The organism is Rhodococcus sp. D-46 (genome assembly GCF_011290655.1).
GTDB classification, from domain to species: Bacteria; Actinomycetota; Actinomycetes; order Mycobacteriales; family Mycobacteriaceae; genus Rhodococcus_F; species Rhodococcus_F qingshengii.
The window spans coordinates 415,121-428,640 of record NZ_JAANTF010000003.1; the positions used below are offsets into that span (position 1 = coordinate 415,121).

The following is a 13,520-nucleotide window of genomic DNA, read 5'->3' on the forward strand; positions in this document are numbered from 1 at the left end:
CCCCAGCTTTTCAGCTGCACCCGGCTTTTCACCTGTACCTAGTCCATCACATGCACTCGGCCGTTCACAGGAAGCTCCCAGGGAACATACAGCGGGAATCCAGTGGCAGGGGAGAAGATGGTTCTCGTGACCGACAAGACCCCCGAAGCCCGCATCCTCGTTGTCGACGACGAACCCACCATCGTGGAGTTGCTCTCCGTGAGCCTCCGATTCCAGGGTTTCGAGGTGGCAACTGCTTCGAGCGGCGCCCAAGGCCTGGACGTCGCACGGACATTCCGTCCCGACGCGATCGTTCTCGACGTCATGATGCCCGGGATGGACGGCTTCGGTCTGCTTCGACGCCTGCGCGCCGACGGTGTGGACGCGCCCGTCCTGTTTCTGACGGCGAAGGATTCGCTCGACGACAAGATCAGCGGCCTGACCCTCGGCGCGGACGACTACGTGACCAAGCCGTTCAGCCTCGAAGAAGTCGTGACGCGGTTGCGGGTCATCCTGCGCCGCGCCGGTCGCGGGGTCGCGCCGGAGCAGTCGCCGCGGGTGAAGTTCGCCGACATCGAACTCGACGACGACACCCGCGAGGTCTGGAAGAAGGGCGAGTTGGTTGCACTCTCGCCCACCGAGTTCACACTGCTCCGATACTTCATGGTCAACGCCGGGACGGTTCTCAGCAAACCGCGGATTCTCGACCACGTCTGGAATTACGACTTCGGTGGGGAGGTCGGAGTTGTCGAGTCCTACGTTTCCTACCTGCGGCGCAAGGTGGACACGGGGGAGACACCGCTGATTCACACATTGCGTGGGGTCGGCTACGTGATGCGTGAACCGCGGCAATGATCGCCGCCGCGGAAAACGATCAGCTTCCGAAGCGGGGTCGTTTCCGTCTCCATTCACTGCCGCTGCGCTTCACCCTGGTTGCGGCCTTGCTGGTGTTGGCCGCGCTGGGTCTGTTGGCGTCGGGTGTAGCGGTCACTTCTGCTCTCGAGAACTCACTGACCCAGCGAACCGACAAAACGCTGTACGAAGCGGTCGACGGTTGGGCAAAGCCGCACAGCAGAGACCTGCAGCCGCCCAGTGACGTCGGCCCGGGCACCCGCCCACCCAGCCCCTTCTTCGTTCGGACCGTGACCCCGGACGGACGGGTGATCATCCTGAACGACAAGTCGACGACGACCGAACCCGACCTGTCGAAAGATTCCACCAACGGCCCGATCACCGTCGGATCGAGCGACGGTTCGGACGTGAACTGGCGGGTTCTCACGACGGTCCGCGACGGCACGACCACGACTATCGGTGTGCGACTGACGGATAACGAGCAGACCGTCGACGACTTGGTCGGCCTGCAACTCGGCATCGGTCTGGTTGTCCTGCTGATCCTCGGCGGCGCAGCGTATTTCGTGGTTCGTCGGAGCCTCCGTCCGCTGGTAGAGGTGGAGGAGACTGCCGCTGCCATTGCCGCCGGCGACCTTCATCGACGTGTTCCGGAGCGCGATGACCGCACCGAGGTCGGTCGACTGTCCGTGGCGCTCAACGGAATGCTCGCGCAGATTCAACACGCATTTGCCGCGACCGAGGCTTCGGAGGAATCGGCACGGCGTTCCGAGGAGAAGATGCGTAGGTTTGTCGGCGACGCGAGCCACGAGTTGCGCACACCCTTGACGACTATTCGTGGGTTCGCCGAGTTGTATCGCCAAGGCGCCATGACTGATACGGAAACGCTGATGAACCGGATCGAGGGCGAGGCGTCGAGGATGGGACTTCTGGTCGAAGATCTGCTCATGCTGGCAAGACTCGACGAACAGCGTCCACTCGAGAACAAGCCTGTGGATCTGCTTGCAGTTGCGGCGGATTCGGTACAGGCGGCACGAGCGATCGCACCGGATCGAACTGTCGAACTTCAGATGACCGGCGGCCCAGGCCTGCCCGAAGTGCATGGTGACGAGGCCAGGCTGCGTCAGGTAGTCGCCAATCTGGTGGGCAACGCGATCAAACACACGCCGCCGGATGCGCAGGTCACCGTTCGTGTCGGTACGACCGAGAACTCCGCGGTGGTCGAGGTTTCGGATACCGGTCAGGGTTTGAGTGACGAGGATGCCGCGCGGATCTTCGAGCGTTTCTACCGCGCCGACACCTCTCGCACCCGTGAGACCGGGGGCGCCGGTCTCGGCCTGTCCATCGTTTCGGCTTTGGTTGCAGCGCACGACGGAACCGTCAGCGTCGAGACCTCCCTCGGGCAGGGGACGACGTTCTGCGTCGAATTGCCGCGTGACCCGAAGGACGACTGACGCCGGATTACCGCAACCGGCCCCTCAGAAGTAGGTGTGCACCGTACCGACGACGCGGTAATCCGAATCGACCTCGGGAATCAGTGACCACTTGTCGAATGTGGTGCAGGGATGCGAGATTCCGCAACCGAGCAGATCGCCGACCTTCACGTCGAAGTCAGCCGGAACGTCGACGTACGCGTGCTGGTCGTTGAGTGCGGTGATCGTCAGCTCTCGTGCTGATCGGTTGGATCCGTCGCGTCGGCGCCACAGGACTATGGGAAAGCCTGCGTCGGAACCGACATCGCGGCGGCCGAAGCCCAGGATCACCCGTCCGGGTTCAGGTATGGAGAGCACTACACCCCAGACCTCTGCGGCTCCCTGCAGAGTTCGCGGACCGTCAGCCCACGGCGAAGTTTCGGCATAGAGACCGTGATCATGGGTGATATAGCAACCGCTGCGCAGCACGATGCGTACACCGTTGTCGAGTGCCCACCGGCCGGCCAGCTCGCGTACGACCAGATCGTGAAACGCACTGCCGCCGAAAGTGACCAGTGGCCGGGGAGCCTTCGCGGAGTTGTTCTCGAACAGGTTCTCGGCAACACAGATTTCCGTGAAAACCCGCGCGGATTTGAGATACGAATCGACGGAGATACGGCGGGCTGCTACCGAGGCTCCGGGCATCATGCCCTCGAACCCCTCGACTCCGGTGAGAATCAACGAAGGTGCCTGCGATGCTGCGCGTGCGACGTCGAGTGCTTGCTCGACAGTGCGAGCGCCCGCGCGTCCGCTGTCGTAGCCGAGTTCAACGAGAACCCGGATACGGCTGGCCGGTGAGACTTTCGCGATCAACTGTTCCATCAGGCGGACGCTCTCGACCGAGTCCACGAGGGTGGTGACGAAGAAATCGGGGTCGGTGGCCTGGGCGTCGCAGATCCACCGAATACCGGCGGGATCGAGAACCTGGCTGGCGATGATGATGGTGTCCACACCGAACTCACGCAGAATGCGTGCCTGCGCAACGGTTGCCGCCGTCATCGCCCAAGCCCCGGCGTCGAGTTGCCGTCGAACCAGTTCGGGGCTCATCGTGGTCTTCGCGTGAGGCGCCAGATCCACATCGTGGTCGGAGCAGAACTGCGCCATGAGGTCGACATTGTGCGCGATCGCTGCACGGTTGAGTGTCATCACGGGTAGCAGGAGGTTGCCGTCGAGTGCCGAGATCCCCAGCGGCTCGAGGTCGGAACCGTCGCGACCTTCGAGGTCGGTGCCGAAGGCCTTGTGCTGCCAACCGATCGGGGGGTTCGCGAAATCCGTCATGGCATCGATTGTGCCGTTGATTGCAGACGATGTGTTCATGTGTGGTGACTTTCTGTCAGAACTATGCAGGTCAGAATGAGATCCGGCTACGAGCGGCGTACCGGGCGACCAGGCAACGCGTCCTGGACCACGACACCGTCTTCGACGACGGGTACTCCGCCGACCAGCACGCGGCTGATACCGGTGGAGGGGCGGGTGCCGTCGATGTACGTGGCGTTGTCGGTAATTCGCTCGGGGTCGAAAACGAGGATGTCCGCGTCGCTACCGGGGCTGATCCGACCTTTCGTCGCCATCGAGGGAACCGACTCCTCCAGAATCTGCGCAGGGATCAACGAGCAGCGCGCGATTATCTCCGACAGCGACAGCAGTCGACGCTCGCGGTACAGCGTACGAATCGCACGTGCATAGGTGCCTGCGCCGCGGGGGTGGCCGAGTGCCTTCTCCGGCAGTGGCCACTGCAATGAGTCGGCAGGCGAACGGCCGGGCCAGGTCAGTGGCATCGCGTCGCTCGCGATGGCGGCGCGATCGAAAGTCATCGCCCGTTCGAGGAATTCGCGCTGCACGGTGTCGTTCTCGTCGAGGAACTCCACCAGCACCAGTCCACCGGGGTCGGTGGCCCGAAGATGTTCCAGCTGCTTGCGGTCCGCGATACGTTCACCGGTGGGTACGAATGTCAGCGACCGTGGTGTCAGATTCATCAGGTGCAGCTTGTCGGGATCGAGAAATGCAGCTCCGACGGCCGTCGACCCGGAACCGTACGGATACGCCTCCGTCGTGACGCGCGATCCGGCTGCCTGAACCTGTGCCACCACCGACAGCGCGTGGTCGACGTGCATTCCCGAGGTGCTGTTGACGTGGCAGTAGTGCATGTGTGCGCCGGTTTCGGCTGCTGCACGGGCGATTTCGACGGCACCATCCACCGGGCTCGACGGATCGGCCGAGATGAGAGGGCGCGCATGGGTATAGGTGGGAACACCGGCTCGCGCCGCGAGATCCGCCACCTGTAGGTACTCCACCGGATCGGATTTCGGCGCGTACCCGACCACCACGCCGATGCCGAGAGCGCCTGCGGCCAGATCGTTTTCGAGGAGTTCGAGAATGTGGGCGCGCTGAGAGGCGGTGGGCTCGCCCTGCCAGCTCGGGGAACCGAGATGGTGCAGGAGCGTTCTGATGTCGCCGTCGGGATCGGCCCCTGAGAGTTCGATCATTCGGGCGTGCGCCCACGACGTCGCGTAGCCGTAGTTGATCGGGCGGCCCTCGGCGCCGGCCCGGGCATATGCCTTTGCAACAGGAATGACGCCGGCTTCCAGTTCGAGGGCCGTCGTGACTCCGTCCAATGCCTGAAGTCGCTGCTCGGCGATTTCCTGTCCGTGGCTGTGCAGGTCGATGAATCCGGGGCAGATGACCTGACCGGTCACGTCGATCGTCTGCCGGGCTTCGATCGCGTCGCGACCCCACGCCGAGACCTTGCCGTCGGTGATCGCGATGCCCCGTACCTCGTCTGTCCCCGATGCGGGATCGACGACACGGCCGCCGGTGAACACGATGTCGTGGACCTGCATCAGCGCTGCACTCCTGTCGTTGGTCGAACCGCCTGGCCCGGCGAATGTCCCGATGGTTTCACGGCTCGGGTATCGGATTCTGGTGTGAACGTCCCAAATGGAGGCCGACTCACCGTTCGAGCGGACAAGAAACGGATGCGCTCGAGTGTGAAGGTGAAAGCGAAGTTATCAATTCAGCCGATTGAGATCGATGGAGGACAGGAATGCACGTCTATATTTCGGTGGACATGGAGGGTATCGCGGGTATCGCGACGCTCGATCAGACGATCCGCGGCGGTGGCGGCTACCACCGTGCGCAGATGCTCATGACCGCCGAGACCAATGCCGCGATCGCCGGTGCGTTCGACGCCGGTGCGACGAGCGTCCTGGTCAACGACAGCCACGGAACGATGGACAATCTGCTTCACGCCGACCTGGATCCACGGGCGCGTCTGATCTTCGGAACACCGAAGATGCAGTGCATGGCGGAGGGACTGACGTCCGATCACGACGTCGCGCTGTTTGTCGGCTATCACGCACCCGCCGGTGGGCCCGGCGTCCTGGCGCACACGTTCTCGAGCTTGTTCGCCGACGTCCGCCTCGACGGCAAGTCCGTCTCGGAGACCGACGTCAACACCCTCTACGCTGCCACCCAGGGCGTTCCCGTCGGCCTGGTGACGGGTGACGACATCATCTGCGGCTTGGTCGACGCGGCCTCGCCGACAACCGAGACCGTCGAGGTCAAGAAGGCACATGGATGGTCGGCAACCAATTCGCTGCCGCCGTCGCTGGCGTGCGAGCAGATCCGAGCAGGAGCCGAGCGCGCAGTGCGTAAGGCCGACACACTGAAGCCGGTCGAGCTGCGTGACGAATGGACCCTCGAGATCGTTCACCCCACCACCACGGGAGCTGAACTCGCCGAGGCTGTTCCCGGCTCGCGACGGATTTCGGATCGTACGATTTCGCACACACTCGGCAGCGTCGACGACATTCTCGGTCTGATCACTGTCAATGCCCGGCTTGCAGCCGCAGGCGTCTCGACGATCGTGGCAGTCGCCAATCGCACGTAGTGAAGTAGCGACTCCATCGCGAAATGCCGCCGACGCCGTGTGCGCCGGCGGCATTTGTCATCTCTTGGGGCAGAACATGTTCCGACCGACCAATCGTTGCTTCGGCTATTGGTGAAACGGACCAATGCGGTAGACGTGTTCGCTGTCACACTTCATCAGTCTTTTCAATGTTCCAGTCCATGCGGCACAAGACAATTCGGGAGGCTTGATGAAGGCGGAACGCGTCACAGTGGAAGGACCGTCGCGGGCGAGCGACGGTCCGGTTCGAAATATGATGGACAACAGGTCGATTCGTCGTACGACCACCGTTACGGTGGGGCTGCTCAGTACCATCTGGTTGATCGACATGGTGGATCGCGTCATGATCGGGCTTGCGCTTCCGATGATCGGCGACGAATTCTCGCTCAGCAGTACGCAGTTGGGTGGCGTGGTCTCGGTATTCGCGATCTTCTACATGCTCGGGCAGGTCCCCGGCGGAATGTTGGCCGACCGCTTCGGACCCAGGCCCCTGTTGATCGTTGCTTTGATCCTGTGGTCGGTGTTCACAGCGTTGACAGGGTTCGCGTGGGGTCTCGTCTCGCTGATGGTCATGCGTGCGATGTTCGGCATCAGCCAGGGGCTCTTTCCAGCGGCGTCGTTCAAGGCTTTGGCTGAGCGGACGCGTCCGAAAACCAGAGCGACCGCGATGGGTTTCATGCTCGGCGCCAACAACCTCGGCCCCGGCATCGCACCGCTGATCATCGCGCCGGTCCTCATGGCCGTGGGGTGGCGTGACGCGTTCTGGCTGGTGGCGATCGTCGGCGCAGTGATCGGCACGGTGGTGTGGTTGGTGCTGCCCGCACCGCTGGACACGGAAATCTCGGAAGATCCCGAGGCAGCCTTGCAACCTCTGGCGAGCGAGCACTCTCGCGCCGCGGTGTTCAAGTCCGCGTCGGTGTGGAAGTTCGCGATTCTGTTCTGCCTGGCCAACATGTCCGCGTACGGGCTGATGACCTGGGTGCCGAGTTATCTGCTCAACGACAAGGGACTCTCGCTGATCGACACGGGAATCTTTGCCGCAATTCCCTTCATCGTCACGGCGCTGGCCACGATTGTGGGCGGGCGGTTGGTGGACAAGTACTTCCACGACCGGGCCAGGATCCTTCTGGTTCCGTGTATGGCCACGTCGGCAGTCCTTTTGTTCCTGATGACCACCGCTGACACCGTCGCGATGTTCACGTTCTACGAGACGTTGGCTCTAGGCATCAGCGGTCTGTGTTCGATGTCGATCTTCGCGATGCCGTTGCGGGCACTTCCGGCCGAATTCCTCGGTTCCGGAATGGGTTTGATCAACGGTTGTGGTCAGTTCGCCGGTTTCATCACCCCGCTCGTGATGGGATGGATGGTGGACCAGTTCTCGTACATGGCTGCATTCGGAGTCCTGGTCGGAGCGACGAGCGCTGCCGCATTGGTGGCCATGATCGTTCCGCAGACCCCGGCGAAATTCTGACAAGGAGACCGAAGATGTCGGCAACGGACGGCACACGAAAGATCGAAGACGACGTCGTCACCGATTTCTCCGGGAAGATGAGTTACGGGGCCTACCTCGGACTCGATACCCTCCTGGATTCGCAGCACCCGGTGAGCGAGCCGGAACACCACGACGAACTCTTGTTCATCATTCAGCACCAGACCAGCGAGTTGTGGCTCAAGCTGTTTCTCCACGAGATTCGGGCGGCCAGAGCAGCGATCGCTGCCGACGACATTCGGGTCGCGTTCAAGCGGATCGCACGTGTCAAACACATTCAGGCCACCTTGACCGAGCAGTGGTCGGTGCTGGCGACACTGACGCCGGCGGAGTATGCGGAGTTCAGGGGCGTTCTCGGCAACTCGTCGGGGTTCCAGTCGTACCAGTACCGCGCCGTGGAATTCGTGCTCGGAAACAAGAACGCGGGCATGCTGAAGGTGTTCGAATCGGATCCGTCCGCCCATCGATTGTTGGAGACCCTGCTCGGGGAGCCGACACTGTACGACGAGTTCTGGCGGTACCTGTCCAGGCAGGGGTACGACGTTCCGGCGTCGGCTCTCGAACGAGACGTCAGCGCGCCCTACGTGCGAAACGACGAACTGATTCCGCTGGTCAAAGCAATCTACGAGAACGTCGAACAGCACTGGACGGCGTACGAGGCGTTCGAGGAGTTGGTCGACCTCGAGGAGAGCTTTCAGCTGTGGCGGTTCCGGCACCTTCGGACCGTGCTGCGGGTGATCGGCATGAAGAAGGGGACCGGCGGTTCGAGTGGTGGTGCCGGCTTCCTGCAACGTGCGCTGGAGTTGAGCTTCTTTCCCGAGCTGTTTGCCGCCCGAACAGAGATCGGTACCTGACACACCTGCTTGATGACACCCAGCTGTTCGTGACACACGACGAATCCGAGCACGAAGGACAGGAGTCTTGGACAAGATCCGACAGGGTCGCTTCGACCAAGCTTGACTGCGAAGTTGCAAGTCGGTGACAGGAGAGCGTCGGAGTGGACAAGAAATCAATGGTGGCAGACCTGGCGGCGTTGGTAACCGCCGAGTCGCCCAGTTCCGATCTCGGCGCAGTCGATGCATGTGCGGACGTGGTGGCCGAAATCGGCGAACGCCACCTCGGAAGCACCCCCGAACGTATCCGCATCGACGGGCGCCAGCACTTGCGTTGGTCGTTCGGCGCGGAGCCGAAGGTGATGCTCCTGGGCCATTTCGACACCGTCTGGCCTCTCGGAACGCTCGCGGAGTTGCCCTGGTCTGTCACCGACAACATCGCCACCGGACCCGGAGTCTTCGACATGAAGGCCGGCATCGTCCAGCTCTTCCACGCGCTCGCATCGCTTCCGTCGCTCGACGGGGTGGTCGTGCTCCTCAATTCCGACGAGGAAATCGGCTCCCCGACCTCGCGCGCACTGATCGAGGAGCAAGCACGTCAGGTCGACGCGGTGCTGGTCCTCGAAGCCGCAGCCGACGGCGCAGTGAAGACCGCGCGCAAGGGTATGTCGCTGTACTGCGTCGACATCGAGGGACGCGCTGCACACGCCGGACTGGAACCGGAACGAGGTGTGAACGCTGTAGTGGAGCTCGCACACCAGATTCAGGCCGTGGTGGAGCTCGCGGACCCGGTGGCGGGAACGTCGGTGGTGCCGTCCGTGATCAGTGGCGGCACGACCACCAATACTGTTGCAGCGCAAGCGCAACTGTGGTGTGACGTTCGCATGTGGTCGGCGAAGGAACAGGAACGCATCGACCGTTCGATCCGTGCACTGACACCGGCGCTGGCCGAAAGTCGAATTTCGGTGTCCGGAGGCCCCAACCGTGGACCACTTGAATCAGTGTCTTCGGAGAAGCTGTACTTTCTCGCTCACCAGGTCAGCAGTGAGAGCGGCTTGGGGATGCTGCGCGACTGCGCCGTCGGCGGTGCATCGGACGGAAATTTCACTGCCGCAGTAGGAACTCCCACGTTGGACGGCCTCGGTGCCGTCGGCGGTGGTGCCCACGCAGCGACAGAACACGTAGAGATAGATCAGATGATCCCGCGCGCCACCTTGTTGGCCGGTCTGGTGACTCGAATCCTGGAGGGAGGACTGTGACGATGACGTCGCCGAACAATGTCCAACGCAAGACCGTTCAACCATTCGGAGGTGTATCGCCTTCACGGATGCGGCAGGCAATCAGCCAGGCCGAGCAGGCCGCTCTGCTTGCATGTGTGACTATCGAAACCGTCACCGGGCATGCCGAGTTGGAACAGGTATTCGGTCTGTTCGAGAAGGTATGGCAGCCGGAGAGCGGTAACCCTCCCGTCCATCGGGACATGATGAAGGCGCTCGCACACTCCGGTAACTACGTCGCCGGCGCGTTTCGTGGCGGGGATCTGATCGGCGGCTCGGTTGCATTCTTCGAGGAACCGCAACACCGTTCGTTGCATTCGCACATCACGGGGATCCTCCCGAACGTGCAGAACGGGCACATCGGCCTCGCGTTGAAACTGTTCCAGCGTGCGTGGGCACTGGAACGGGGAATTCTCCACGTGCGGTGGACTTTCGACCCGCTCGTCGCACGCAATGCCTACTTCAACGTCTCGAAACTCGGTGCGTTCCCGATCCAGTATCTGCCGCGTTTCTACGCGCCGATGAACGACAGCCTCAACGGCGGCGCAGACAGCGACCGGTTGTTGATCGACTGGGAAATCGGTAGTAGCAAGGTTGCCGACGTCGTCGCCGGTTCGGGAGAAGTCCCGACTCCCGAGTCCTTGGGGGCGAGCGAACTGCTGTCCGTCTCCGAAGCCGGCCTGCCCGTGTTGAAGTCGACCAAGAATCGATTCGTCACGGTGGCTACACCGAATGACGTGTACACACTGCGTAAGTCGGACCCGACGGCAGCGAACGACTGGCGCCTGGCAGTCCGCGAGACTCTCGGTGGTGTGCTCGCCGAGAACGGAGTGGTTCTCGCAGTTACCAGAACCGGAAAGTACGTGCTGGACCGTGCGCCGGGAACACAGGCAGGCAGGACAACAGCGGAGGTTACATCGTGAAGATCGAAGGAGTTGAATTACGCCGGGCGGCAATGCCGTTGAAAGCGCCGTTCCGTACCTCGTTCGGCACCGAGACCACCAAGGACGTGTTGTTCGTCAAGGTCGTCACCTCGGAGTCGGAGGGCTGGGGCGAGTGCGTGGCGATGTCCGAGCCTCGCTACTGCTCCGAATACACGGACGGCGCCGCCGAAGTCCTTCGTAAGTTCCTGATTCCGTCTCTGGGTGAACTCACCGATCCCGACGTGCACGCACTGAGCGCGACGATGGAACAGTTCGCCGGGCACCCCATGGCCAAAGCGGCATTGGAAACCGCATTTCTCGACGCCGAGTTACGGGCTGCCGGGACGAGCATGTCTTCGTACCTGGGTGCAGTAGTCGATCGCGTACCCGCGGGTGTCTCGGTGGGTATCAAGAATTCGATCGATGAGCTGCTAGAGGAGGTAGGCGGGTTCCTCGATGCCGGATACCTGCGCATCAAACTGAAGATCGAACCGGGCTGGGACATCGAGCCGGTTCGCGCAGTCCGCGAGAGGTTCGGCGACGACGTACTCCTCCAGGTCGACGCGAACACCGCGTACACCCTGGCTGACGCCCGCCATCTCCAGCGGCTCGACGACTTCGACCTCCTGCTGATCGAGCAGCCGCTTCCCGAAGAGGAACTGCGCGGCCACGCCAGGCTGGCCGAGATGATGCGGACGCCGGTCTGCCTCGACGAGTCGATCACCTCCGCGAAGGTCACCGCCGACGCGCTGGCAATCGGTGCGTGCAGCGTGGTGAACATCAAACCGGGACGTGTGGGCGGTTATCTGGAATCGCGTCGTATCCACGACGTCTGCAAGGCCAACGGAATTGCCGTGTGGTGCGGCGGAATGCTCGAGACCGGAATCGGCAGGGCCGCCAACGTCGCGCTTGCCGCGCTCCCCGGATTTGTCCTACCAGGCGATACATCGGCTTCCGACCGGTACTTCGCCGAAGACATCACCGAGCCGTTCGTACTCGACAACGGTTACGTGAAGGTTCCGGAAGGACCGGGTATCGGCGTCGAACCGATCCCCGACCTGCTCGAAGCAATTACCACGTCGGTCGAATGGATCGGCATGGATCGGCTTTGACGAATCACTATGACACACTTCGTTCACCGGACGAAGGAGTGATAGACGTGGGCACCGTACGACCTCGCATCAGTTTGGTGCGGCTTCTCGAAGACGTGGGAACTACGGTGCTGAATCCGGTTGTCGGCGACCCGGAGGCGGTCCAGGAGATCGCCTCGGTGGTCATTCACGACCCCGACGACGACTCACCCTCGACACCGGACTCCATGGTGCTGCTCGTCGGCGTCACCGGAGGCGAACGTATCGCGGAGTCCGTGGCCGGCCTGGCCGAGCGCGGAGTACGCGTGGTGGTCGCGCGAGTGACCGCCGAGGTCAGCGATGCGGACCGCGAATCCGTCATCGCCTCGGGCGTCGTGCTGTTGGCCTTGGCGCGTGGAGTCTCGTGGGTTCAGCTGACAAGCCTGCTTCATTCGGTGCTCTCGGCCCGAAACGAAGTCGGGCACATCCACTCACGCGGAGGTGGCCCGGCCGGCGATCTGTTCGCCTTCGCCAACGCTGTCAGCGCACTTCTCGATGCGCCGATCACGATCGAGGACCGAAGCTCACGGGTCATCGCCTTCTCCGGCCGCCAGGAAGAAGGAGACGGTCCACGTATCGCGACCGTTCTGGAGCGGCAAGTTCCTGACCAGTACATTCGAGTGCTCGAAGAGGCCGGGGTCTTCGACCGGCTCTATCGCAGCGACGATCCGGTGTGGGTCTCGGCCGAGACCCTCGGTACCAAAATGGGTCGTATCGCCGTGTCCATCAGAGCCGGCGACGAGTTCCTCGGCTCCATGTGGGTGGCAACCGGTGAGCCGATGTCCGACGACCGGATGCGTGCTCTGCGCGATTCAGCCGGGTTGATCGCGCTGCAGATGTTGCGGTTGCGCGGCGGCGCCGACGCCGAGCGCCGACTGCGCGCAGACCTGATCGCAACCCTTCTCGACGGTGGGTCAGGTGCGGTCGACGCGATGAATCGCCTCGGCCTCGGGACCGGCCCCGCACTCGTGATGGCTTTGGGTCGTAGGTCTTTCGAAGGATCGTCGAAGCCGGACGATGCCGCCCACGTGGTGCGACTGACCGACGCTCTGGCCATGCACCTCGGCGCCGTCCACTCGCAGTCGGCGGCAGCCTTGGTCAACGGAACCGGCTACGCGGTGCTGTCTGTACGAGGGCATTCCCCGGCCGAAGCCGAGTTGCAGGCGTTCCGTGTGGCCTCGGACTTCCTGGACCGCACCGGAGCGTCCGGCGACACGATCATCGGGATCGGCCGGGTCGTGACCAGACCGGCGCAGCTGAGCCGATCGAAGCGCGACGCCGAACATGCCCTCGAAGTGTTGTTGGCGGGACGAGCGTCGGGCAGCGTCGCCACCTTCAGTAGCGTCCACGTCGATGCCATCCTGTTGGAGATCGCGTCGGAAGCTGCAGCCGAAGGGTTCTCGGACCTCGGACCGATCGAGGCGATCGCCAGCCACGACGCCGCTCATGCGACCTCGTTCGTGGACACTCTCGATGCGTGGCTCAACGCGTTCGGTGATGTCGGTGACGCCGCGGCGTCATTGCACGTGCACCCCAACACCTTTCGATATCGCCTCAGCAAGTTGAAGGGTATGGCCGCGTTGGATCTCGACGACCCCAACGTCCGCTTCCGGTTGATGGTGCATCTTCGTCTGCGCGGTCCACGCTAGCTCGAAAGCCGA

Annotated in this window: 11 protein-coding genes; 9 read left to right on the plus strand and 2 right to left on the minus strand. The window is 62.8% G+C overall.

Translation table 11 applies throughout. From position 1 onward, the window contains the following. Window positions 1-117 precede the first annotated feature (117 nt). Both G9U53_RS09920 and G9U53_RS09925 read left to right on the plus strand, forming a co-directional pair. Entirely contained in the window at window positions 118-834 is a 717-nt protein-coding gene (locus G9U53_RS09920) for a response regulator transcription factor (RefSeq protein ID WP_007734368.1), read from the plus strand. Continuing rightward, on the plus strand, window positions 831-2,282 hold the full coding sequence (locus G9U53_RS09925) for a HAMP domain-containing sensor histidine kinase (protein ID WP_058039183.1): 1,452 nt from the start codon (window positions 831-833) through the stop codon (window positions 2,280-2,282). Before G9U53_RS09920 ends, G9U53_RS09925 begins: the two co-directional genes overlap by 4 nt. Window positions 2,283-2,306: 24 nt before the next feature. Here the strand turns inward: G9U53_RS09925 and G9U53_RS09930 are convergent, their stop codons facing one another. Continuing rightward, window positions 2,307-3,578 carry an alanine racemase gene (locus G9U53_RS09930; protein ID WP_234550787.1) on the minus strand — a complete coding sequence of 424 codons (1,272 nt, stop codon included), beginning with the start codon at window positions 3,576-3,578 and terminating at the stop codon, window positions 2,307-2,309. A gap of 86 nt (window positions 3,579-3,664) precedes the next feature. Further along, complete coding sequence (locus G9U53_RS09935) at window positions 3,665-5,140, minus strand: amidohydrolase family protein (protein ID WP_058039182.1); 1,476 nt, start codon at window positions 5,138-5,140, stop codon at window positions 3,665-3,667. A gap of 203 nt (window positions 5,141-5,343) precedes the next feature. On the opposite strand from G9U53_RS09935, the gene G9U53_RS09940 reads away from it, so the two are divergent. From G9U53_RS09940 to G9U53_RS09970, 7 genes are all read left to right on the plus strand, one after another. Next, window positions 5,344-6,189, plus strand: coding sequence for a M55 family metallopeptidase (locus G9U53_RS09940; RefSeq protein ID WP_007734371.1), 846 nt, complete (start codon window positions 5,344-5,346; stop codon window positions 6,187-6,189). Window positions 6,190-6,397: 208 nt separating this feature from the next. After that, complete coding sequence (locus tag G9U53_RS09945; RefSeq protein WP_037132270.1) at window positions 6,398-7,678, plus strand: MFS transporter; 1,281 nt, start codon at window positions 6,398-6,400, stop codon at window positions 7,676-7,678. A 14-nt stretch (window positions 7,679-7,692) separates the two neighbouring features. Beyond that, complete coding sequence (locus tag G9U53_RS09950; RefSeq protein ID WP_003945883.1) at window positions 7,693-8,550, plus strand: tryptophan 2,3-dioxygenase family protein; 858 nt, start codon at window positions 7,693-7,695, stop codon at window positions 8,548-8,550. A gap of 143 nt (window positions 8,551-8,693) precedes the next feature. Further along, entirely contained in the window at window positions 8,694-9,788 is a 1,095-nt protein-coding gene (locus G9U53_RS09955) for a M20 family metallopeptidase (RefSeq protein WP_051649497.1), read from the plus strand. 2 nt (window positions 9,789-9,790) lie between these two features. Then, the gene (locus tag G9U53_RS09960; protein ID WP_202426978.1) at window positions 9,791-10,729 is read left to right on the plus strand and encodes a GNAT family N-acetyltransferase; all 939 of its coding nucleotides are present in this window, start codon (window positions 9,791-9,793) and stop codon (window positions 10,727-10,729) included. Beyond that, window positions 10,726-11,841, plus strand: a complete 1,116-nt coding sequence (gene menC, locus G9U53_RS09965; protein WP_054188095.1) for an o-succinylbenzoate synthase — start codon at window positions 10,726-10,728, stop codon at window positions 11,839-11,841. The genes G9U53_RS09960 and menC overlap by 4 nt, the downstream gene beginning before the upstream one ends. A gap of 47 nt (window positions 11,842-11,888) precedes the next feature. Further along, a complete protein-coding gene (locus G9U53_RS09970; protein WP_058039306.1) occupies window positions 11,889-13,508 on the plus strand; it encodes a helix-turn-helix domain-containing protein in 1,620 nt (539 codons plus the stop codon). Window positions 13,509-13,520: the final 12 nt, after the last annotated feature.